The 21,385-nt window shown below is 65.7% G+C and carries 22 protein-coding genes; 8 read left to right on the forward strand and 14 right to left on the reverse strand.

What is annotated here, in order from left to right; genetic code table 11:
* The first annotated feature begins 63 nt into the window (after positions 1–63).
* Together H276_RS0103600 and H276_RS0103605 are read left to right on the forward strand one after the other, a co-directional pair.
* Entirely contained in the window at positions 64–1,317 is a 1,254-nt protein-coding gene (locus tag H276_RS0103600; protein ID WP_019969942.1) for a sensor histidine kinase, read from the forward strand.
* Positions 1,318–1,471: 154 nt separating this feature from the next.
* Complete coding sequence (locus H276_RS0103605) at positions 1,472–1,645, forward strand: CsbD family protein (RefSeq protein WP_019969943.1); 174 nt, start codon at positions 1,472–1,474, stop codon at positions 1,643–1,645.
* Between the two features lie 108 nt (positions 1,646–1,753).
* Here the strand turns inward: H276_RS0103605 and H276_RS0103610 are convergent, their stop codons facing one another.
* The 7 genes from H276_RS0103610 to H276_RS0103640 all read right to left on the reverse strand — a co-directional run bounded on the left by H276_RS0103610 (position 1,754) and on the right by H276_RS0103640 (position 8,857).
* Positions 1,754–2,695: a 1-acyl-sn-glycerol-3-phosphate acyltransferase gene (locus H276_RS0103610; RefSeq protein ID WP_019969944.1), complete on the reverse strand. Its 942-nt coding sequence runs from the start codon at positions 2,693–2,695 to the stop codon at positions 1,754–1,756.
* Positions 2,692–3,519, reverse strand: coding sequence for a patatin-like phospholipase family protein (locus tag H276_RS0103615; protein WP_019969945.1), 828 nt, complete (start codon positions 3,517–3,519; stop codon positions 2,692–2,694). Before H276_RS0103615 ends, H276_RS0103610 begins: the two co-directional genes overlap by 4 nt.
* A gap of 55 nt (positions 3,520–3,574) precedes the next feature.
* Positions 3,575–3,823 (reverse strand): DUF1918 domain-containing protein, encoded by a 249-nt coding sequence (locus H276_RS0103620; RefSeq protein ID WP_019969946.1) that lies wholly within the window; start codon positions 3,821–3,823, stop codon positions 3,575–3,577.
* A 90-nt stretch (positions 3,824–3,913) separates the two neighbouring features.
* Positions 3,914–5,476 carry an ABC transporter ATP-binding protein gene (locus H276_RS0103625; RefSeq protein WP_019969947.1) on the reverse strand — a complete coding sequence of 521 codons (1,563 nt, stop codon included), beginning with the start codon at positions 5,474–5,476 and terminating at the stop codon, positions 3,914–3,916.
* Positions 5,473–6,351 carry an ABC transporter permease gene (locus H276_RS0103630; RefSeq protein WP_019969948.1) on the reverse strand — a complete coding sequence of 293 codons (879 nt, stop codon included), beginning with the start codon at positions 6,349–6,351 and terminating at the stop codon, positions 5,473–5,475. The genes H276_RS0103625 and H276_RS0103630 overlap by 4 nt, the downstream gene beginning before the upstream one ends.
* Positions 6,348–7,322, reverse strand: coding sequence for an ABC transporter permease subunit (locus H276_RS0103635; protein WP_019969949.1), 975 nt, complete (start codon positions 7,320–7,322; stop codon positions 6,348–6,350). The genes H276_RS0103630 and H276_RS0103635 overlap by 4 nt, the downstream gene beginning before the upstream one ends.
* Positions 7,319–8,857 (reverse strand): ABC transporter substrate-binding protein, encoded by a 1,539-nt coding sequence (locus H276_RS0103640; RefSeq protein ID WP_369758394.1) that lies wholly within the window; start codon positions 8,855–8,857, stop codon positions 7,319–7,321. Before H276_RS0103640 ends, H276_RS0103635 begins: the two co-directional genes overlap by 4 nt.
* A 129-nt stretch (positions 8,858–8,986) precedes the next feature.
* Between H276_RS0103640 and H276_RS25495 the strand changes: the two genes are divergently transcribed.
* Positions 8,987–9,121, forward strand: a complete 135-nt coding sequence (locus H276_RS25495; protein ID WP_019969951.1) for a hypothetical protein — start codon at positions 8,987–8,989, stop codon at positions 9,119–9,121.
* A 56-nt stretch (positions 9,122–9,177) separates the two neighbouring features.
* Positions 9,178–10,239 carry a DUF4185 domain-containing protein gene (locus tag H276_RS0103650; RefSeq protein WP_036460595.1) on the forward strand — a complete coding sequence of 354 codons (1,062 nt, stop codon included), beginning with the start codon at positions 9,178–9,180 and terminating at the stop codon, positions 10,237–10,239.
* A gap of 1 nt (position 10,240) precedes the next feature.
* Here the strand turns inward: H276_RS0103650 and H276_RS0103655 are convergent, their stop codons facing one another.
* Positions 10,241–10,987 (reverse strand): SDR family oxidoreductase, encoded by a 747-nt coding sequence (locus H276_RS0103655; RefSeq protein ID WP_019969953.1) that lies wholly within the window; start codon positions 10,985–10,987, stop codon positions 10,241–10,243.
* Between the two features lie 122 nt (positions 10,988–11,109).
* Between H276_RS0103655 and H276_RS0103660 the strand changes: the two genes are divergently transcribed.
* Positions 11,110–11,670, forward strand: coding sequence for a TetR/AcrR family transcriptional regulator (locus H276_RS0103660; protein WP_026356552.1), 561 nt, complete (start codon positions 11,110–11,112; stop codon positions 11,668–11,670).
* Between the two features lie 202 nt (positions 11,671–11,872).
* Here H276_RS0103660 and H276_RS0103665 read toward each other — a convergent pair whose 3' ends face one another.
* Both H276_RS0103665 and H276_RS0103670 read right to left on the reverse strand, forming a co-directional pair.
* Positions 11,873–12,487, reverse strand: a complete 615-nt coding sequence (locus tag H276_RS0103665; RefSeq protein WP_196807837.1) for an MBL fold metallo-hydrolase — start codon at positions 12,485–12,487, stop codon at positions 11,873–11,875.
* 14 nt (positions 12,488–12,501) lie between these two features.
* A complete protein-coding gene (locus H276_RS0103670) occupies positions 12,502–13,590 on the reverse strand; it encodes an S-(hydroxymethyl)mycothiol dehydrogenase (protein ID WP_019969956.1) in 1,089 nt (362 codons plus the stop codon).
* Positions 13,591–13,660: 70 nt separating this feature from the next.
* Here H276_RS0103670 and H276_RS0103675 point away from each other — a divergent pair, with 70 nt between their 5' ends.
* The 3 genes from H276_RS0103675 to H276_RS0103685 all read left to right on the forward strand — a co-directional run bounded on the left by H276_RS0103675 (position 13,661) and on the right by H276_RS0103685 (position 16,039).
* Complete coding sequence (locus H276_RS0103675) at positions 13,661–14,536, forward strand: chemotaxis protein CheY (RefSeq protein WP_231376593.1); 876 nt, start codon at positions 13,661–13,663, stop codon at positions 14,534–14,536.
* A gap of 43 nt (positions 14,537–14,579) precedes the next feature.
* Positions 14,580–15,413 carry a serine hydrolase gene (locus H276_RS0103680; protein WP_019969958.1) on the forward strand — a complete coding sequence of 278 codons (834 nt, stop codon included), beginning with the start codon at positions 14,580–14,582 and terminating at the stop codon, positions 15,411–15,413.
* 113 nt (positions 15,414–15,526) lie between these two features.
* Positions 15,527–16,039 carry a DUF3145 domain-containing protein gene (locus H276_RS0103685; RefSeq protein ID WP_018599422.1) on the forward strand — a complete coding sequence of 171 codons (513 nt, stop codon included), beginning with the start codon at positions 15,527–15,529 and terminating at the stop codon, positions 16,037–16,039.
* A gap of 4 nt (positions 16,040–16,043) precedes the next feature.
* Here H276_RS0103685 and H276_RS0103690 read toward each other — a convergent pair whose 3' ends face one another.
* The 4 genes from H276_RS0103690 to H276_RS0103705 all read right to left on the reverse strand — a co-directional run bounded on the left by H276_RS0103690 (position 16,044) and on the right by H276_RS0103705 (position 21,348).
* On the reverse strand, positions 16,044–16,574 hold the full coding sequence (locus H276_RS0103690; protein ID WP_019969959.1) for a hypothetical protein: 531 nt from the start codon (positions 16,572–16,574) through the stop codon (positions 16,044–16,046).
* A gap of 13 nt (positions 16,575–16,587) precedes the next feature.
* On the reverse strand, positions 16,588–18,669 hold the full coding sequence (locus H276_RS0103695; protein WP_019969960.1) for a DUF4185 domain-containing protein: 2,082 nt from the start codon (positions 18,667–18,669) through the stop codon (positions 16,588–16,590).
* Positions 18,670–18,776: 107 nt separating this feature from the next.
* Positions 18,777–19,679: a diacylglycerol kinase gene (locus tag H276_RS0103700; protein ID WP_019969961.1), complete on the reverse strand. Its 903-nt coding sequence runs from the start codon at positions 19,677–19,679 to the stop codon at positions 18,777–18,779.
* Positions 19,680–19,779: 100 nt separating this feature from the next.
* Positions 19,780–21,348 (reverse strand): FAD-binding oxidoreductase, encoded by a 1,569-nt coding sequence (locus H276_RS0103705; protein WP_026356553.1) that lies wholly within the window; start codon positions 21,346–21,348, stop codon positions 19,780–19,782.
* Positions 21,349–21,385 lie beyond the last annotated feature (37 nt).

The following is a 21,385-nucleotide window of genomic DNA, read 5'->3' on the forward strand; positions in this document are numbered from 1 at the left end:
CATCCGGCGACATCGGTTGCCGCCCTATACTTTGTCCACGCATTTGCGGGGACAGGAGCCTTGATGGTCGGAGACGATGAGCGCGCGGCGAACGTTCGTGTGCTGCAGATCCTTCCTGACTCGTCGGGGCGTCCGGTCTTCTACGGCATTCTCCTGCAGTGGGCGCTGCGGGTGGTGTTGGTGGGCTACATCGCCGTCACGTTGCTGTTGCAGCCCCCGCAGCGCGACCTGTGGGTCTGCGTCCTGGCGGTGGCTGTGTACGTGGCCGTATTGGCGGCGTGGAGCTGGTGGGTGTTGCGTACGGGGCCCTCGTCGGGAGACATCACCAGTCGGCCGCCGGCACTGTTCATGCTCGCCGCTGACGTCGCGTTGGTGTCCATCCTCTCGGTGCTCACCGGCTTGCACTCGCCGGAAGAATGGACGTCGAATGTGTTGCGTACCGGGCTGTTTCTGATTCCGGTGATCGCCGCGGCGCAGCTGGATCCGTTCCTCAGTGCCGTCACGGCGATTCCGACGGTCACGGCATACATTGTGGTCAGTTGGATCAGCCAGGCCGGCAACGAAGAGCCGTGGTCGTCGATTCTGTTGAACACCATCGTGTTATCGGGGCTTGCGGCCGGTTCGGTCGCGTTGTCCCGGATTCAGCGGTCGAAGGTCGAGACAATCGAGGAACTGGCCCGGCAGCGAACACAATTGCTCGACGACGTGCTGGGACTGGAGAAGCGCGAACGACAAGCCCTCTCGGAGCGCCTACACGACGGGCCGCTGCAGTATGTGCTGGTCGCGCGCGGCGATCTCGAGGACGTCCGGGCTGGGTCGGGCCCGGCACTGGACCTGGTGGAAACCGCGCTCAAGGAGTGTTCGGCGCTGCTGCGCGACGCGGTACGCGAACTGCACCCCGAAATCCTCACCCGGGCTGGCCTGAAGGCCGCGATCGAGGCGCTGGCCGACAGCATCGCGGCCCGCGATGATCTCGCGGTCGATCTCGACTCCTCGACCTGGCCCGAGGACTTTCGCACCGATGCCGATCATCTGCTGTACAGCGCGGCGCGTGAATTCACCACCAACGTCATCAAACATGCCCACGCCCAGACCCTGCGCATCGAGCTGAGCCGCGAGGCCGGCGAGGCGCGGCTGCGGATCGTCGACGACGGAGTCGGGATATCCGACGCGCGGCTGGCGAAAAGCATCGCCGAAGGCCACATCGGCATGGCATCGATCCGCACCAAGGTCCTTGCATCGTCCGGCCAGTTCGATGCCCACGCGACAACTGCAGGCACCGAGGTCGCGATCGTTTTACCGCTGCCGCAAGACTGACGGTCGCGCAGGCCCTTCGTAGCTCGGGATCTGCCGAGGGCCACCACAACCCAGGGCGCATGTTGGACGTCGAGTTTCGATTACCGGTTCGTGAGGTATCCAGGGCTGGGACGGTCGACCACGCGGGTCGCCTCCGCGAAAGAGGAGAAGCACTGTGAGCGCAATCGACAAAGCGAAGAACAAAGGTCAGGAACTGGGCGGTAAGGCCAAGGAAGCTGTCGGCAAGATCACCGGCGACAAGAGCACCGAAAACGAAGGCAAAGGCGACCAGGTGAAGTCCAATTTGAAGGACGCCGGCGAGAAGATCAAGGACGCGTTCAAGGATTAAGGTTCTCGACCAGCCCAGTGGTAGCGCCGACCGCCACCACTGGGCTGCTGGTTGTCTGCCGCTCTGTGCGGCATCGAAAGAGGCTCAGCCACAAAATTTGTCATGCGCTCAGGGATGATCGGCCTGCTCGGCGACCCAGGAGTCGACCCGAGTCCACGTCTGTTCGAGCCAAGCGCTGATTTCATCCGGTCGCGGACGCTGATCTGCCCGAAACAATTCGGTGTGGACCAGAAGCTGTCGGTGAATCGGTAGCCGCCACCAGGGGCGGGCTCGCCCGTCAGGACAGAAGCCGGTATGGCTGAGCACAAGGACGCTTGCGCTCGGTGCGCCGGACACCGCGGCGGTCGCACCGCCGGCACGTGGCGGCAGCGTATGCGACTGGCGGAACGCCCGGGCGGCTGCGCGAATCCGGCCCGTCGAGCGGAGTTCGGCGATGGTGGCGCGCCACCGTGACACACTGAAGTTCGCGCCTTCGGGGAACAGTAGTAGGGCTTGTCGGCTGGACAGCGATGCGGCCAGATCGCGGATCTGGGCACGGGCACGGCCACCGTGACCCACAAAGCACACACACCCCAGCTGACCCGCAACGTCGAAAACAGGTTCCAGCCGCAGAGCTGCCCTGGCGACGACTCGGACCTGTAGGCGGTATTCGGTCATCAGCAGCCAGGCGATCAGAATGCTGTCTCCGGGGCCGCAGTGCCGTGACAGCACGATGACAGGCGCGTCGTCGGGAATCTCATCGGGGGCCACTGAGGTCGGGCCGAGCGCGACCTCGATGTCGAGGAGCCGGCGAACAGCATCGTAGGCCATGCTGCCGAAGTCGAACATCAGCCGATCACAGTCGCGGTCGCCACCCAGAAACTTGGCCAGTGTGCGCAATTCGATCAGTGCATACGCCAGCACCAAAGCCACGGATCGTACCGGCCGGCTTGACCGAGCCATCAGGCTCACCAGGCCGGCGACGACCAAAGATATTGGCCCCGTGAGCAATACGAAGAGCATGAAGGTCGCGATGACCGGTATGGTCACAGCCCGCCGCAGGGCCGTCATGACAGCGCCTCTAGATATTCTCGCGTGGCGTCGTACGCCAGTTCAGCACGTCGCGCTATGCGCCGGGTGTCGCGGTAGCGCAGATTCGACCATGTGGCGGCCGGCCGCTGAGGCAGACCAGATGGCAGCACATGCACAGTGACGTCGGAACCCACGTGCTCCAGATCGTGGAGAAAGCGGTGTCGGCGCGAGATCTCAAAGGCCACGAAGCCGACCTCCCACAGGAACTGCGGTGGGGTGAGTTCTTCTTCCAGGCGTCCGACATGCAGCACCCATACGGTGTCGGCACCGAGGGCCACGGCGCGATTCAGCGGGATGCTGTTCACCAGGCCACCGTCGTAGAAGTGCTCATCGCCGATCCGCACCGGGGGAAACACCCCGGGCAGCGCACACGAGGCCAGCACCGGCTCGATCAGGTCGCCGCTGTTGAACCAGTGCTCACGGCTGCGTTCGATGCTGGCGGCGACGCATTCGAAGGGTACCGGGAGATCTTCGAAGGTCTTGACGGGTAAGTGCGCATACAACAGCTCACGGAGTTGACGGTTGCCGTGCAACGCTGTCTTGCTGCGCACGACCTCGGCGACCTGCCGAAGTGGGGAGCCGTCGAAGATTCCGTCTCCGGAAAGCGCGTCCCAAATCGTCAATAGGCGCGCCACACCTTCCAGGGTCGGGTCCATTGCGATCGCCGCGCCATTGATCGCCCCGATCGATGTGCCGCACACCAGATCGGGTCGAACTCCCGCCTCCAGGAGGGCGCGAGCCATGCCGACCTCGGCCGCGCCCAGCAGTCCACCGCCGCCCAAGACAAACGCATCACAGCCCACGTGGTAGCTATACCCACAGTGGTGGCGCTTGTATCGGCCGAGTGTGGATCCTGGCCTAGTGTTCGGCGCCGGGGTGGCCGGTCCGTTCGGCCGCTCGCTCGGCGGCCCGCGAGTGCTCGGCGGCCGAGACCACGACCGCGTCCGTGCCGGGGTACATCACCGCTTCCTGGCCGGTGACCAACCACCGCACCTCGTACGGGGGAGAGCCGTCCTCGGCGCGGACCCCGATGATCTCGGCGTGCTGCTCGTGCTGGTCGGTGGTTGTGCCCTTCACGACCAGGAAGTCGCCGACGTGTGCTTTCATCGTTCGTCCTCCCTTCGCCTAATCGGCGAACACTTCCATCGTGCGCGCAGCGGCGGCGATGGGGAAGGCCTTATCCGGCGGTCTTTCCGCTCAGATATCGGCGCGCGGCCTCGTGGGTGGTATTGCGGCCAGTAGCGTGCGGGTGTAGTCCTGCTCGGGGGCGGCGAACAGCTCGGCCGCGGGACGGTACTCGACGACTACGCCGGATCGCATGACCATCACGTCGTGGCACATCCGGTGCACCACCGCCAGGTCGTGCGCGATGAACAGGTAGGACAATCCGAGGTCTTGCTGTAGCTCGGTCAACAGGTCCAGCACCCGCGACTGGATCGAAACATCAAGGGAGGCTGTCGATTCGTCGAGGATGAGCAGGTCGGGCTCGGTGGCCAGTGCCCGGGCGATGCTGACCCGCTGCCGCTGACCGCCGGAGAGTTCATGCGGGTATCGGGACGCGAAATCGGCCGGCAGACCGACCAACTCAAGCAATTGCGCCACCCGCTCGGACCGGGCGCGGCGGCCTTTGGCCAGGCGGTGTACCTGCAACGGTTCGCCGATCGCTGCGCCCACCCGAGCACGTGGGTTCAGCGACGCGAAGGGATCCTGGAACACCAGACTGATCCGCCGCCGCAGGTTCCGGTCTGCTCCGAAGACGTTGACCCCGTCCAGGGTTGCCGTCCCCGCCGCCGGTTCGGCCAGACCGGTCAGCGCGGCGGCCACCGTGGATTTTCCCGAACCCGACTCACCGACCAGTCCCAGCGTGGTGCCGCGCCGAATCTGGAACGACACGTCCTGCACCGCGGTGACGTCGCCGTAGCGGACGTCAAGTCCGTTGACGTCCAACAAGACTGGGGTGTCCTCGACTTCGGCGGGACCGTCGCCGTCGATGCGCGGCCGGGACCCGAGCAGCTCGCGGGTGTACGGGTGTTGCGGGTGATCGAAAACATCGAGGATGGGCGACTGTTCCACCGCCTCGCCGTCGCGTAATACCGTCACCTCGTCGGCGACCTGACCGATGACCCCGAGATCGTGGCTGATCCACACCACCGCGGCGCCGAACTCCTTTTGCAGGTCGGCCACCAGATCGATGATCTGCGCCTGGGTGGTGACGTCCAGCGCGGTGGTCGGTTCGTCGGCGATCAGCAGTTCTGGATCGCACGCCAGCGCGATGGCGATCATCACACGCTGGCGTTGACCGCCCGAGAGCTGGTGGGGATAGGAATCCAACCGATCGGTCGGCAGGCCGACGGCATCGAGCAGCTCACCGGCCCGCTCGCGCGCTTGCCGGCGGGTCATGTTGCGGTGGGTTTCGAGGGTTTCGGTGATCTGCCGTGACAATGTCAGCAGTGGGTTGAGCGACGTGCCCGGATCTTGGAACACGAATCCGATACGGCCACCGTGGACTTGGCGCAACGTGCGGGTGGACGCCCCGACGAGTTGGCTGCCGCCGGCCAATGTGGCGGTGCCGGTGACGACCGCGCCCGGCGCGTCGAGCAGTCCGGTGGCGGCCAGTACGGTCATCGACTTGCCCGACCCGGACTCGCCGACGATCCCGACGGTCTGTTCGCGTGCCACGTCGAACGACACCCCGCGCACGATTTCACGGCGGCCGATCGTCACCCGCAGATCCGTCACGCTCAACACCTGAGGGGTCACTGTCTGCCCGCCCTTCTGGCCTCGATCATGGTGCGCTGCTTGGGATCTAGCACATCCCGCAGTCCGTCGCCGAACAGGTTGAACGCGAGCACCGTCACGAAGATGGCGGCGCCCGGGAATACCGCCATCCACCAGGCCAGCGTGACGAAGCCCTGGGCGTCGAAGATCATCCGGCCCAGCGACGGTTGCGGTGGCTGAATCCCCAAGCCCAGGAACGACAATGCCGCCTCGGCGAGAATCGCGAACGCCAGAGACAAGGAGAGCTGGACGATCAACGGCCCGGCGATGTTCGGCACGATGTGGCGGGTCAGGATGTACCCGTCGCCGGTACCCATGGTGCGCGACACCGCGACGAACGGTTCCATCCGCACACTCAGGGTGCTGGCGCGAGCGACGCGCGCGAAAATTGGCGTGTAGACGATACCGATGGCGAGCATGGTGGTGGTGATGCCCGGCCCCAGAATCGCCACGATGGCCAGCGCGAGCAACAGCACAGGGAATGCGAACATCACGTCGACGACGCGCATCGCTACGGTGTCCACCCAGCCGCTGCGATAGCCCGCCACCACCCCGATCGTCACCCCCACGACCGCGGCGAACGCGACGCTCACCACCGCGACCCGCATCGATGCCTGAACCGCTACCAGCACGCGCGACAGCACGTCACGGCCGAGCTCGTCGGTGCCGAACCAGTGAGATCCGCTGGGAGCCTGCAAAGCATTGGGCACGTCGATGTCGTTGATGCCGAACGGGGTGATCCACTGAGCGGTGACCGCGATGAACACCACGGCCAACAACACAACGGCACTGATCGCGGTCACCGGATTGGACAGCAGCAGCCGCCAGGATGAGACCCGGCTCTCGGTGAATGTCATGACAGGCGGATCCTCGGGTCGGCCACCGCGTACAACACGTCGACGATCAAGTTGATCAGCAGGAACACCACCGCGATGAGCAGCACCGCACCCTGAATTACCGGATAATCGCGGGCTGCAACCGAATTGAACACGAGCCGGCCCAGGCCAGGCCAGGCGAACACCACCTCGACCACGATGACCCCGCCGAGGATCGTCGCCAGCTGGATACCGGTGATGGTCAGCACCGGCAGCAATGCGTTGCGGACGATGTGGCGAAACGTGATCACCGCCTGCGCGAGGCCTTTCGATTTGGCAGTGCGCACGTACCCCATGGCGGTCACTTCGAGGACGGCCGACCGCACATAGCGGGTCATGATCGCGGCGGCGACCAGACCCACCGTGAGGCCGGGCAGGATGATGTGCCGCAGCCAGCCACCCGGATCACCGAACAGGGGACGGTATCCCGACGTCGGCAGCCAGCCCAGCGTCGACGCAAAGACCCCGATCAACAGGATCCCCATCCAGAAATCGGGAATGGACACGCCGAACTGACTGGCGATGCGCACGATCGCGTCGCTGACCCGGCCCTCGTGCAGGGCTGACCAGATACCTGCGGGCAACGCGATCAACAGGGCGATGACGATGCCCACCAGGCCGAGTGACAGTGTGGCGGGAAGACGTTCCAGCAGCGTGAGGGTGACCGGGTCGCCGTTGCGGAAACTCACCCCCAGGTTCCCGGTGAACGCCGAGCCGAGATAGCTCAAGAACTGCTCGATGATCGGCCGGTCCATCCCGCTGGCCGAGCGCAGCGCCGCATACGCCTCAGGGGTGTAGCGCGTACCCAACGCGATCCGGACCGGGTCACCGGGCACCAGGTGCACCAACGCGAACACCACGATCAGCACGCCGATGAGTACGACTGTGGAGTGCAGCAGGCGCCGCGCCAGAAACCGCACGACCGGGTGGTTCACGGCTTTGCCCACATTCACGTCGTCCCACCCCGATTCAGGCTTGCGCTACGGAACCGGACGGCGCCGTCACGACGCGCCTCGTAGCCCGACAGATTCGTTGCCCACGCCTCGATCACCGACGGGTTGTACAGGTAGATGTAGCTGACCTCGTCGGCGATGCGGGTTGCCGCTCTGGCGTAGATGGATTTTCGTGTGGCGACATCGGTCTCGACCCGCCCGGCGTCGAGGAGTTGGTCGACCTCCGGGTCGGAGAACTTCTGCGCATTGCTGGTGCCGCCGGAATGGTGCTGTGCGTAGTAGAAGTCGTCGGGGTCGATGTTGCCGAGCCACCCCATCATCAGCATGTCGAAGTGCCCGTTGTTCTGTTCGTCGAGCCAGGTGGCGAAGTCGACGGTGCGGATGTGCACCGTGATACCAAGCGGCGCAAGGTTGTCGGCGATGATCTGGGCCGCCGTGACGGTCTCCGGGTACTCGCTGGTGACCAGCATGTCGAGGTCCTTCGGGGCGGCGTTCGCTTCCTGGAGCAGATGTTTTGCTTCATCCACATCGTGGCGGTAGCGGTGATAGTCGGTGTACCACGCATTGCCCTGCGGGATGGCGAGTTGGTTGGTGGTGGCGGTGCGGTATGTGGTGGCCGCGGTGATGGAATCCCGATCGATCGCGTACGCGATGGCCTGTCTGACCCGCACGTCGTCCCAGGGCTTGCGGGCTTCGTTGAGCGCCAGATACCAATAGTCGTTGCTGGGGGTGACCGCGAGGTGCAGCGAGTCGTCTTCGCGCAGTTGCGTGACGCGTTGCGGGGGAATCGAATCGGTCCAGTCGACCTCACCGGCCTGCAGCGCCGATAGCGCGGTCGACGGTTCCGAGATGAACCGGAACGTCACCCCGGCGACCGGGGGAGCGCCGGCCCAATAGTGCGGGTTGGCCTTCAACGTGATGGAGTCGCCGCTCTTGCGCGACACGAACGAGAACGGTCCGGTGCCGATCGGATGCGTGGCGATCTGCCCGCTTTCGACGTTGTGGCGTTGCACGATCGCCATGCCCTTGAAGCCGCCGAGATTGGTCAGCAGGTTGGGCGTCGGATGCTTGACGGTAATCCGCACGGTGGCGGGATCCAATGCGTCGACGCCGGCGATCGCGCTGAACTTGTCCACATTGGTCAGCTGCTGGTCGATGATCCGGCGATACGAGTAGACGACGTCCTCGGCGGTCAGTGGGCTGCCGTCGTGCCACGTCACGCCGGGGCGCAGGTGAAACATCCAGGTCAGCTGATCGGGGCTGACCTCCCACGATCTCGCCAAAGCGGGACTCATCTGCAGGTTCGCGTCCGGTTCGACCAGCGTGTCGAACACGTTCTCCAGCACTTCGAATGAGAAGTACGCAATGGTGCGCTGCGGGTCGAGCTGATCGGGCTCCCCGGCGATGGCGGCGATCAGGTAATCGGACGCCTCGCCGCCGAGGTCGACGCGGCTGCCGGCCGAGCAGCCCGACAGCACGAGCGCCAGGACTGCCGCTACCGTGCTCAACGTTCTCGCCACTTGTCGTGTGGTCACGATCTCTCCAGGATCACCGCGGGCGATCCGTCAGTACGCTCACCCGCTGGGGCCGCCGCCGGGCCCGACCGAGACGTCGGTAGGCGATACCGGTGACGACGCTGATGAAGACTGCGATACTCACCCATTGTGACCTTCAAGCGCACGGCTGCCGCGGCCGCCCTGTCCTTGATCCTCGGAAGCGGACTCGGCGTGGGGTTTGCCGGCTCGGCGCAGACCGTGCCGCTGGACTGTGCGCTCGGTGGCCTGCGGTTGTGCACGTGAGCGTCGGCGGCGGTGCCGGCCGCCGATTGCAGGGTGACCAGACTCCGACGCTGCCGATGCTCAACGGTAAGGTCGTCGACCTGACCGGGCCGGGCCGCACCGACCACTTCGGTGTGACAGCCACCGACCTCGGCGCGTCGGTCGTGGCGCCTAACGGCAAGCTGGTCTCGGTGTTCGGCGATACCTTCTCGGGCCCCACAGTAGGGCAGGGTGATTGGCGTTCCCCGGTGGCGCTGATCGGAACCGGCGACGCCGATCATGAAATCGTCTACGAACGTGCTGCCGGCGCTGATCCCGACTATGCGCGCCAGCTGTGGTTCTACATCCACGACGACGCGTCCAGCGGGTGGAGGCGCGGCGGTATCAGCACCGTGATCCCGTCAGATCTGCTCCGCGTAGATGATTCGATCTACCTGCACGCCATCGTCAACCACGGCTTCGGCAATGTGATGTGGACTGAGATCTGGTGCTCGGACGACAGCGGTGTCTCCTGGACCCACATGGGGGAGCAGGCCAAGTTCCCGGGTGATCTCCAGGGCGGCTACGCGCAGTGCTGGTCCTGGGACTACGACCCCGACGACGGCTGGGTTTATGTGGTGGCGACCGGTTTTCAACGCGACAAGGGCATCGTCCTGATGCGGGTGCGGCCCGAACAGATCGGGCAACGCACCCAGTACAGCTACTGGGGCTTCGCCAACGGCAGCTGGGGCTGGGGGCAGCGGGTGACACCGATCACCCCGACCGGAGAACGATGGGGAGAGTTGACATTCCGCCGGGTATCCACCCGGACCTGGGTTCTGGGTGGGTTTTTGGCGTCGCAATACGCTCTCGGCTACCGCGTCGTCGATTCACCGGTCGCCAACATGTACACGACGCCGTTACAGACACCGGTCGTCGGGTCGTCGTGGGCCGACGAAGACCCCGCCGACAGCAGAGTCGCCCAGCTCTATGGCGGCTACCTGCTGCCGGGCTCACGCTTCGACGTGCAGGGCGGGGTCGGACTGGTGGTGTCCCAGTGGCGCACCAATACCGGGTGGCCTTACCGGGCAATGCAATTCAAGGCTCAGCTGAGGGACACCAGCAGGACACCCCAGCCGACGGATCGGGTTAACCTGTAGCTCAGGCGGTGTATCCGCCGTCGACGTTCCAATTCGCTCCGGTCACGTACCCCGTTTCGGGACCGGCCAGGAAGCTCACCGCCGCGGCGATGTCGTCGACGTGTCCGTAGCGTCCCAGGACGCCGACTCGCTTGCGGCTTTCGGCGGATTCCCCCTTGTCCGGGTTCAGGTCGGTGTCTATCGGGCCCGGCTGCACGTTGTTGACAGTGATGCCGCGAGGACCGAGTTCTCGGGCCAACCCACGAGTCAGCGCCGACACCGCGCCCTTGGTCATCGCGTACACCGACAGCCCCGGTTCCGGGACCCGATCGGCATTGATGCTGCCGATATTGATGATTCGGGAATCTTCGCCGAGATGGCCGACCGCGCTGCGGATCGCCGAGTACACGCCGCCGATGTTGATCGCCACGAGGCGGTCGAACTGTTCCTGCGGAAACTCGTCGATCGGCGCGACGAACGCCGCGCCAGCGTTGTTGACCAGGACGTCCAAGCCGCCGAGGCTGGCAACGGCCTGCTCGACGGCTGCGGCCACCTGCGTGGGATCGGCGCTGTCGGCCTGAATGGCCACCGCCTTGGCGCCGTTGGTGGTCACCTCGGCGACCAGTCTGTCCGCCTCGGTCGCCGAGGCGGCGTAGGTGAAGGCTACTGCCGCGCCGTCGGCGGCCAGCCGGCGCACGATTGCCGCGCCGATTCCGCGCGAGCCTCCGGTTACCAGTGCCCGGCGGCCGGTCAGGGGTGCTGTGCTCATGTCGAGTCCCTCCCAAAGTTGTTTCGAACTGATTGGTTACAAAATATGATCAGGCTAAGCCGGTTGTCGATGGGATCATTCCCGATGTGACCGGTATCACGACGAGACGGTGGGGTGACGTCATGGCGGTAGGGCGGCCGCGGGAGTTTGACGCTGATCAGGTCGAGGACGCGGCCATGAAGCTGTTCTGGGAGCGGGGCTTCGAGGGCGTGTCGATCAGTGACGTCACGGATGCGACCGGCGTGAATCGGCGCGGTATCTATGCCGAGTTCGGATCCAAGGAACAGCTCTTCGAACGCGCCAAGCGACGCTACGTTGCGGGCCCGGGGGGTTACATGGCCGAGGCGCTCACCCGGCCGACCGCACGGGAGGTCGCCGAGGCCATGGTGCACGGCGCGGCCGAGGCGACTTCCGGTGACACCCACGGTTGCCTGTTGGTCGGAAATGCGTCCGGGCTGGCCGAGTTTCGTGATGCGGCCGCGGGGGAGCTGGCGCGCCGGTTCGACGCCGCGGTCGCCACCGGCGAACTGGCGGACGTGGACACCATGCTGCTGGCCCGGTGGATCTCGGCTGTGTGTCAAGGGATCTCGGTGCAGGCGCGCAGCGGCGCAAGCCGTGCGGAGCTGCACGCGATCGCCGACCAAGCGTTGGCGGGCTGGCCCGGAACTGCCCCGCGCACATGACAACTGCGCTCCTGGGGACGCGCGGTGGCCAAGCGACGGCAATATTCGCTGAGTAACATTCGCACCGCATTCTCAATAGCTGACCGGCGGGTTCGTCACGCGGCATGTAGCGCCGAGTGGGCGAATCTGCCCGCGATGCATCGTCAGTGGCGGTGTTGGTTTGGCCGCTTCCTCCTCCCCACTCGTACCTCGCGGTGCATCGTCAGTGGCCGCGCGCCACCCAGTCGTCGTAATGAACGATTTCGTCTCCGATGGTGGTGGTGTCGCCGTGGCCGGTGTAGACCACGGTCTCTCCGGGCAGGACGCCGAGCCGTTTGGAAATGGAGTCCAGGATGGTAGGGAAGTCGGAGTAGGAGCGTCCGGTGGCGCCGGGGCCGCCGTGGAACAGGGTGTCCCCGGAGATGACAGCGCTCAAGTCGGGTGCTGACCAGCAGACGGAGCCCGGGGAGTGCCCGGGGGTGTGGAGAGCGTGGAGGTCGATTCCGGCGACGGTCAGTACCTGGTGGTCGGTGACGGGGTGGAAGGTGTCGTCAGGGTGGATTTCTCGCCACAGCATCTCGTCGGCCGGGTGCAGCAGCACCGGGGCGTCCAGGGCAGCCGCGAGTTGAGGGGCGACGGTGATGTGGTCGTTGTGCCCGTGGGTGCAGACCACCGCGACGACGTTGCGGCCACCGACGGCGTCGATGATCGGTTGTGCAGTGTGAGCGGCGTCGAACACAATCACCTCCTTGTCGTCACCGACGAGCCAGATGTTGTTGTCGACGTCCCAGGTCCCGCCATCGAGGCTGAAGGTTCCCGAGGTGACGACTCGCTGAATGTTGGATGCCGAGCTCACTTCACCACCACCACCGACCGCAGCACCTCACCGGCATGCATGCGATGGAAGGCGTCTTCGACGCTATCCAGGCTGATGCGTTCGGTGACGAACTTCTGTAGGGGGAGGCGGCCCTGCATATAGAGGGAGATGAGGGTGGGGAAGTCGCGTTCGGGTAAGCAGTCGCCATACCACGAGGACTTCAATGATCCACCGCGGGAAAAGAAGTCGACCAGCGGCATCTCCAGCCTCATGCCAGGGACGGGAACGCCGACCAGCACGAGGGTGCCGGCCAGCGCGCGAGCGTAGAAGGCCTCCTTCCAGGTTTCGGGGCGGCCGACCGCATCGATCACGACGTCGGCGCCGACGCCGTCGGTGAGCTCCCGGATGGTTTCGACCGGGTCGAGTTCACGGGCATTGATGGTGTGGGTGGCCCCGAAGCCGCGGGCCCAGTTGAGCTTTGCGTTGTCGGTGTCGACGGCGATGATCATCCTGGCGCCGACCAGGTGGGCGCCGGCGATGGCGGCATCGCCTATGCCGCCGCAGCCGATGACGGCGACGGTGTCGTCGAGCGTGACCGCCCCGGTGTTCACGGCGGCGCCGATGCCGGCCATGACGCCGCAGCCGAGTAGTCCGGCGATGGCGGGGTCGGCGGTGGGGTCGACTTTGGTGCATTGACCTTCGGCCACCAGGGTTTTGTCGGCGAAGGCGCCGATGCCCAGGGCCGGGGTGAGTTCGGTGCCGTCGGTGAGGGTCATCTTTTGGATGGCGTTGTGGGTGTCGAAACACAGGTGGGGGCGGCCGCGTTTGCAGGCGCGGCATTCCCCGCACACCGCACGCCAGTTGAGTATCACGAAATCACCGGGGGCGACGTGGGTGACACCCTCGCCCACCGACTCGACGATGCCTGCGGCTTCGTGGCCGAGTAAGAAAGGGAATTCTTCGGTGATCCCGCCGTCGCGGTAGGTCAGGTCGGTGTGGCACACCCCGCACGCCTGAATGGACACCACGACCTCACCGGGGCCCGGATCCGGAATAACAATCTCCACCAACTCGACGGGCGCTTTGGCGCCACTGGCGATGACGCCACGAACAGTCTGGCTCATGCTCATAACCTAATACCGGGCGCACCGAACCGACGGTCCCTTGCGCACCTTCGCGATATCGTTGGTTGTGGTGGACGATCGAACCGAACTTCTCGTCGTCGCGCGGTCGGCGTACCGGCGAAATGACTGGCGCACCAGTTACGAATCCTTCAGTCGTGTCGAAGGTGTGCAGGCACTCGACACTGACGACCTCGCGGTTTTCGCCGCGGTGGCCTGGCGTCAGGGCCACGGCGGGGAAGCCGTGCGAATCAATGAACGTGTCCACAGCCGCTTACTGCGCACGGATCCGGTTCAGGCTGCCATGAAGGCAGCCGAACTCGGCCTGGCCTGGCTGGCTCGTGGTCATCTCGCCCTGGCGCGACATTGGGAGCAGCGGGCTGAGGTGCTCCTGCGCGGTGTTCCCGAGGTCGGCGCGCACGGTTACCTGAGGTATCTCACCGGGGTGATGGCGGCCGACGCCGGCGAATCGAGCCAGCAGGCCGACGCGGCGCGGGAGCTTGCGGGAATCGCCGGACGCATCGACGACGTGGCCGTGACGACGCTGGCGCGGGTGCTCGAGGGTCTGAGCGCCGTTGCGGCCGACGACGCCGCCGGGGTGGCGACGCTCGACGATGTTCTGTTGCCGATGCTCGATGAGCGAGTACCGATGGAGTGGGCCGGCGATGTCTACCGGCGAGTGTTGAGCCTGGCACAGCGTCGTGGCGACCGCGAGCGGCTGCGGTCCTGGACCCGTTCGATGCAACAGTGGTGCGAACCCACGCAGGCCTCGCAATCGGCCTACAGTGCGATCTGCGATGTGTACCGGCTCTCGGTGGAGTCGAGTGCCGACACCACCGAGTTGATGCGGCGCGGCGTCGACTTGCGGCGCCTGGTTGCCGAAGTGGACGCCGTGGCCGCCGGTTTGGCGGACGGATTACTTGCGCGTGGCATGGGGCGGACGGGCTAGATTTTCGGGCGATGAGCGCTTGCGCGAAGAGCAGAGGGCACCGATGAGCGTTGCGGATGTTCTGGAAGTCCTTGACGACTGGCCGGTGACGGCCGCGGCCGTCGCGGTGGTGGGGCCTTTTGGGGTGCGTGACGCCCGTGGTGATACGGCCAAGCCGTTCGCGCTTGCGTCGGTGACCAAGCCGTTGGTGGCGCGGGCCGCGCAGATCGCTGTCGAGGAAGGGGTCGTCGAACTCGACACGCCGGCCGGCCCGCCCGGCTCGACCATCCGCCATCTCCTCGCGCACGCCTCGGGCTTGGCGATGCTGTCGACTGAGGTCCTCGCCAAGCCTGGTACGCGTCGCATCTACTCCAACGCCGGATTCGCGCTGCTGGCACAGGCGATCGAGAAAGAGTCGGGGATCGAGTTCGGTCAGTACCTCACCGAGTCGGTATTCGAACCACTCGGGATGTCGGCGTCGACGCTGTCCGGCGGGGCCGAGGCTGCGGGATTCGGGGGCACGTCGACAGTCGCCGACCTGGCGAAGTTCGCTCGTGAGCTGTTGCGGCCGGCGCTGGTGTCCCCGGCGATGCACACGGCCGCCACCACGGTGCAGTTTCCCGGCCTCTCGGGTGTGTTACCGGGCTTCGGCGCACAGCGGCCCAACGATTGGGGGCTTGGGTTCGAGATTCGCGACAGCAAATCGCCGCACTGGACCGGCGCGACCAACTCTCCGGCCACGTTCGGCCATTTCGGCCAGTCAGGGACGTTTCTGTGGGTGGATCCCGACGCTGATGCGGCGTTGGTGGTGCTTACCGACCGCAACTTCGGGGAGTGGACGTACCCGCTGTGGCCGGCAATATCTGATGGTGTCCTGAGAGAAATCGGGTCAGACTAGCGCAACATAGGCCACACAAGGCACAATAGACACGCACGACACAACTGCATTACTCGATCGGTATCGCTAGGTCGTTGGGGAAGACGTCCCTCGTGAAGCCGAAGGAGTAGCAGATGCGTGCGTCGAACCAGTTCGCCGACGCGGCGACGGGTGTGGTCTATGTCCACGCCTCACCCGCGGCGGTCTGCCCGCATGTCGAGTGGGCGTTGTCGTCGACCCTGTCGGCGCGGGCGAATCTCAAGTGGACGCCCCAACCGGCGATGCCGGGGCAGCTACGCGCCGTCACCAATTGGGTCGGCCCGGTCGGCACGGGAGCGCAGTTGGCCAACGCTCTGCGGTCCTGGTCGGTGCTGCGGTTCGAGGTGACCGAGGATCCCAGCGCCGGTGTCGACGGCCACCGTTGGTGCCATACTCCGCAGCTCGGTCTGTGGAGCGGTGCGATGAGTGCCAACGGCGATGTCATGGTCGGTGAGATGCGGCTGCGGACGTTGATGGCCGGCGGCGCTGACATGCTGGCCGCCGAACTGGATTCAGTACTTGGCACGGCCTGGGACGAAGCGTTGGAGCCCTATCGTGACGGCGGGGACGCCGGCGAGGTCAGCTGGCTCAACAGGGGAGTCGGGTAGCGCGTCAGCCGCGCTGCCACAAGCAGTAGCCACCGAGCGTCGCCGTGAACAGGTGGTCGCTGAGTTCCAATGTCAGCGGCTGGCCCGGATCGGCGGCGTGCGTTTCGGGTGCCGACGTTTCACCGGCAGCCACGACGTCGACAACCTCGGCACGACAAGATGTTTCATCGGTCTGCGGCGTTGCCGTCCACGTACCTGCTCGCACCTCGGGGTTCCTCCGGCCCTGGCCGTGCAGAACCAAATCGGGCCCGGTGGTCAGCCAGCGATCCGAGGCCGGATAGGGGTCGAGGTATCCCTGCCACGCCCCGCCGGAGCACTGCAGCAAGTTCTTCGCGGTGCCGGTTTCTGCGGCCGGCTGGGGCAATGCCGTCAACGCGCCGTCGAGATTGTCGTCACACCCCGAACCGGCCCGCGGGGCTGCGGTCTCGGACGGGCCCGGCTGTGCTGGTTCGGGATTCGCCCGGGCGCACGCCCCGGCACCCACTGCGGCGGCCGTCCCGACGGCGGCCACAGCGAGTACGAGTGAACGGTTCATGACGACAGTTCTGTTACGTGTACTGGATTTTCATGGGTGAGAGGTCGGTCTGCTTGAGCGCGACGTTGTAGGCGCCCCAGTAGGAGAGGTTGTAGTACAGGTACTGCTCGTTCTCGGTGCCCAGCTGATCCGTACCCGACCACGGGTGGATCATCGGCGCGTACATGCCTGACTGTGTGGTCCCCAGAACGGGATCCGTGACGAGCGTGTTGTTCTCCACCAGGACGGTGGCATCGGACCACTCGCCCTGCGGTGAGTCGGACACTCGCATCACGACGTTGTTGCCGCTGTCGGTATACAGCACGACGTACTTCCCGAGATATTCGTTGTATTGCACGGACATCTCGCTGACGTTGCCTCCGGTCGGGATACCGCCGACCCAGATGCCGTTGACGAAGCCTGCGATCGCCTTGTTGATGTAGCCGAGGAACCCGGTCTTGGGCAGCAGTGGCAGGTAATTGCTGTTGCCGCCGCCGATCACCGATGTCGCCGCCGAGGGATCACCTTTGACCCACCCGCCCTTGTCCTCGCCTGACCAGTACTCGTAGTCGCCGAGATTGGTGAGGTCACTCTCGGCGACGCGCGCAACATAGGCTGAACCCTGACGGCCCGAAGGCGTTCCGTAGACGTAGACGTAGCGCTCACCCCCGCCGACCGTGCCTGACGTCCACGAGTTGGGATCATCGGCATTGCCATACACCAGCGCGTTCTGCTGGAAGTTCTGATTGCCGGCGACGAACGACTGGTTGGTTCGTAAGAAGCCCGAGGCCCGCACGGTATCGGGATCGACGGTCCAATGCTCGCCGCCGTCGGTGGAGTAGGCGATCGCGGAGTAGTTGGTGGTCCAGCTGCCCGGGTTGTCCCACGTCCGCACCGACATGACCGTCACATACTGGGTGGTCTTGTCACCCTGGGTGACCGAAATGGCCGAGGTGGGAATCATCGTGTAGGTGGTACCGACCAGACCGTTGAGGGCAGGACTCGCCAGGATCACTTGTGCTGCGCCGATGGGGCCCGCGCCAAGTCCGTTCTGATAACTCGCTGCCGGACCCCACCACATATTGGCGTCGTAGTTGGTGCCCGGACCGGTTCCACCTGGAGTGACCACGCCTTCGTCGAACTGCAAGCCGTCGCCCAAATTCCGGTCGCCCGTACGGAACAACACATTGTTGCGCCAACCGGTGGTCATCGCGCTGTCGTTGAAGGTGTCGCCGAAGATGGTCAGAATCTTTCCTGCGCCGTTGTCCCACATGATGCCGAGATCGGTGCCTCCCACATACCACGATGCCGTGGAATCGCCGGTCACCCAACCGACGGAGGTGGTCTGACCGACCTGCGGGGCTGCTGGCTTGGGAGTCAGCTGGTTGGGGCCCACTGTCGTGTTCGGGCTGATTGCCGCCGTCAGCTGGACATCACTCACCGCGGCCACCGATGCCGCGTCGTTCACCGCTGCCAGGCTCGTGGTGCCGTTCGGGTTGACCGTTCGCTCGGTTTCCCGACGGGCCCAAGCCATTACGGTCCACAGCGCGGGCGATGGGCTGGGTGTAACCGGTCGGGTGCCCGCCTCCAGCGGGGAAAGACGTGCGGTAGGAGTCGGCGCAGTATCCGGGTTGTGTTGCGCCGCAGCCGCAGTCGCGTCCTTGACCTTCACGACCACGGTGTTGGGGGCTTCGGTCCGGTGCAGATCCGGCACGGTACCGGCGGCCTCGGGGACGACCCTGGTGGTGTCGAGCTTCCCGCTACTCGCGCGCGGCGCAACCCGTTTTGGAGCCTCGCCCTTGACCTTCACGCGTGTGTCCGCGCGCGGCGATGATATGCCGAGCTGATTACGGGGGCTGCGCTTCAGGGCACTTCCGGCACCATCGACATCCTTGTGGATGCGGTCGCCGATCTTCGATAGTGGCCCCTTGCGGGGCGTTGCCGAACTGGTTGTCCGGCGGGTCTTGCCTTCGCTGCTGCTGGTGGTGCTGGTCTTGCCGGTGTCGCTGCCGCCGTCGTCGGCCCATGCGACACCGGTTCCGGCGGTCAGTGCCGTACCGATGCCGAGCGCGACGGCCAGTGCGCCGGCGCGGCCGACGTGCTTGCTTGCATTCATGAGGCTCCGTTGACTCGATCCACCCACCCGCAGCAACGTACCGTGTACAGCTCAGCACATCGGGAAGAACACGCCGATACCGCACCACAGCGGCCGACAGGTACAGGTCAGGGCACGAGGATCCGGAGCGCCTGAGATACCGCGGACACTGTCACCGGAAGGGCCGCAGCGAAATCCCCGTCGGCATAGGCGTTGATACCTGGGCAGTCGACCTCCACGGTCGCGGCCCGCCTGGTGGTGACCTCGGGCAGATTGACGTGGGTGCCCTTGAACACCCTGGGGAACACGCGAATCAGCTTGGTGCGCGACGCCGAATGGACCATGGTGATGTCGAGCAGACCGTCGGCGTGGTCGGCGCCCGGGCAGATCAGCATGCCGCCACCGTAGCTGCGGGTGTTGCCGAAGGCCGCCAGTGTCAGATCGGTCGTGACCTCCGGTCCGCCGTCGAAAGCCAGCCGGAACGGCAACAAACGCAGCTTCGACAACTCGGCGACCATGGCCACGTTGTAGCGCATTCGGCCGTGCGGCCAACGCATGCGGTTGGTGCGGTCGCTGACCAGCGAGTCGAAGCCGGCAGCCATCACGGTGCCGAACCACTTGACGACACCGGCGCGGTCGACGATGCGACCGAGGTCGATGGTCTCGGTGCGTCCGGCGGCGATCACATCGGCCGCGGCTTCGGGATCATTTGTGGGCAGGCCGAATTCACGGGCATGATCGTTCCCGGTGCCAGCCGGCACGATGCCCAGCGGCACATCACCCTGGGCCAACTCCTGCAGAGCCAGCGAGATCACGCCGTCCCCACCGACCACCACGAGCGCATCGGTTCCGGCCTCGAGGGCCTCACCGACGAGGCGGCGGGCGTGATCGGCATCGGTGCCCACGATGGCGTTCACATCCAACCCGTGCCGCTGAAACCGGGTGATTGCGCGTTCGGCAGCGTGTGGCGCATTGCCGTGCCCAGATAGCGGATTGGTCAGCACCGTGACGTGGGCCAGCGCTCCAATCATTTTGCTCCTCGCGTCCGCGGTGTCATTTTGCTCCTCGCGTCCGCGGTGTCATTTTGCTCCTCGCGTCCGCGGTGTCATTTTGCTCCTCGCGTCCGCGGTCTCACGGAATCAGCTTGCCCGGGTTGAGGATTCCGGCCGGGTCCAGGGTGCGCTTGACGGCGCGCAGCACCTCGACGCCGAGTTCGCCGATCTCGGCACCCATCCATGGCCGATGATCGGCGCCGACTGCGTGATGGTGGGTGATGGTGCCGCCGGTGCGCACCATGGCATCGGTGGCCGCGGCCTTGGCGGACCGCCACTGCTCGATCGGATTGCCGCGCTGTGCCGCGACGACGGTGAAATACAGCGAGGCGCCGGTGGCATACACATGCGAAATGTGGCACATGACCAGGGCCGGCGCCAGTGCGGTGGTCAAGGCTTCGGTGACAGCGGCTTTCAACACCGCGACGTTCGACCAATTGGTCGCGGTTTCGAGCGTCTCGCACAGCGCACCGGCGGACAGCAGGGAATCCCGCAGGTATGGCGCCCCGAACCGACCATGCTCCCAGGCTCGGGCCGGTGCCTCGCCCAGCGATGTCCCACCGTGTTGTTCCAGTACGGCCCGTGTCTCGGCATGACTGCTCTTCGCATGCGCTTCAGTGCCCTCGAACACCGTGACGGCCAGGCAGCCGCCGGTAATACTCTGCTCTCCAATGCTTTCCGTGGTGGCCAGGTTCACCCCCGTCTCCACCTCGTCGGACAGCCGGATCACGGTCGGACCGGCTCCGGTCTGGGTGACGGCGCGCAGCGCATCCGCACCGGTGGCGAAATCGGGAAACGACCACGCCTCGTAGCGGGTCGACTCGGGAACGGGGTGAACGCGCACCCGGACCCGGGTGATGATCCCGAACACGCCTTCTGAGCCGACGATGAGTTGGCGCAGATCCGGTCCGGCCGCAGACGCGGGGGCACGGCCGAGATCCAGCACGCCGGCCGGCGTCACCGCCCGCACCCCGCGGACCATGTCGTCGAATCGGCCGTAACCCGCGGAATCCTGCCCGGAGGACCGGGTGGCGGCGAATCCTCCGATGGTGGCGAACTGGAAGCTCTGGGGAAAGTGGCCGAGCGAGAACCCCTGCGCACCAAGAAGTCTCTCCGCGTCGGGTCCGGTGACCCCGGCCTCAAGCTCGGCCTCGCCAGACACTTCGTCCAGGCTGATCAGCTGGTTCAGTCGGCGCAGATCCAGTGCGACGACGGCGGTGAGCCCGTCGCGAAGGGGGTCGAGGCCGCCCACCACACTGGTGCCGCCACCGAACGGAACGACGGCGATGCGCTGAGCCGAGCAGTAAGCCAGCAGCTCGGCGATCTCGTCCTCGGAGCCCGGCAGCAGGACAGCGTCGGGCGCATCCTGCGCTTCGGAATCCTTCCGGCGCAACAGGTCCAGGGTTGATTTCCCGCCGGCATGCAGGAGCCGGGACGTATCGTCGATGGCGCAGTACGGTGCGCCGACGATCGCAGCCAGCCCGGTGCGGTGTGTCTCATCGAGCGCCGACGGCCGGAGGCGAACCTCCTCGGCGGTGACCTCGGGGACCTGGGTCTCGCCGACGCCGAGGGCCTGGCGCAGTAGGGCTCGGATCCCGTCGGACAGCGGTTTGGCGGCTTGGGAATCGCCCCAGGCATTCCATTTCATCGGAGGCAGAAGCTGCTCAGCCGGGCTGCTCATGCGT

It is taken from the genome of Mycobacterium sp. 141 (genome assembly GCF_000382405.1).
In the GTDB taxonomy this organism is placed as follows: domain Bacteria; phylum Actinomycetota; class Actinomycetes; order Mycobacteriales; family Mycobacteriaceae; genus Mycobacterium.

Coding starts and splice junctions, on each gene's coding strand:
- H276_RS0103660 (WP_026356552.1), top strand. CDS start 11,110: ATGGCGGTAGGGCGGCCGCGGGAGTTTGACGCTGATCAGGTCGAGGAC.
- H276_RS0103690 (WP_019969959.1), bottom strand. CDS start 16,574: ATGAACCGTTCACTCGTACTCGCTGTGGCCGCCGTCGGGACGGCCGCC.
- H276_RS0103685 (WP_018599422.1), top strand. CDS start 15,527: ATGCGTGCGTCGAACCAGTTCGCCGACGCGGCGACGGGTGTGGTCTAT.
- H276_RS0103610 (WP_019969944.1), bottom strand. CDS start 2,695: ATGACGGCCCTGCGGCGGGCTGTGACCATACCGGTCATCGCGACCTTC.
- H276_RS0103630 (WP_019969948.1), bottom strand. CDS start 6,351: ATGACATTCACCGAGAGCCGGGTCTCATCCTGGCGGCTGCTGCTGTCC.
- H276_RS0103700 (WP_019969961.1), bottom strand. CDS start 19,679: ATGATTGGAGCGCTGGCCCACGTCACGGTGCTGACCAATCCGCTATCT.
- H276_RS0103670 (WP_019969956.1), bottom strand. CDS start 13,590: ATGAGCCAGACTGTTCGTGGCGTCATCGCCAGTGGCGCCAAAGCGCCC.
- H276_RS0103695 (WP_019969960.1), bottom strand. CDS start 18,669: ATGAATGCAAGCAAGCACGTCGGCCGCGCCGGCGCACTGGCCGTCGCG.
- H276_RS0103620 (WP_019969946.1), bottom strand. CDS start 3,823: ATGAAAGCACACGTCGGCGACTTCCTGGTCGTGAAGGGCACAACCACC.
- H276_RS0103655 (WP_019969953.1), bottom strand. CDS start 10,987: ATGAGCACAGCACCCCTGACCGGCCGCCGGGCACTGGTAACCGGAGGC.
- H276_RS0103680 (WP_019969958.1), top strand. CDS start 14,580: ATGAGCGTTGCGGATGTTCTGGAAGTCCTTGACGACTGGCCGGTGACG.
- H276_RS0103600 (WP_019969942.1), top strand. CDS start 64: ATGGTCGGAGACGATGAGCGCGCGGCGAACGTTCGTGTGCTGCAGATC.
- H276_RS0103705 (WP_026356553.1), bottom strand. CDS start 21,348: ATGAAATGGAATGCCTGGGGCGATTCCCAAGCCGCCAAACCGCTGTCC.
- H276_RS0103650 (WP_036460595.1), top strand. CDS start 9,178: ATGCTCAACGGTAAGGTCGTCGACCTGACCGGGCCGGGCCGCACCGAC.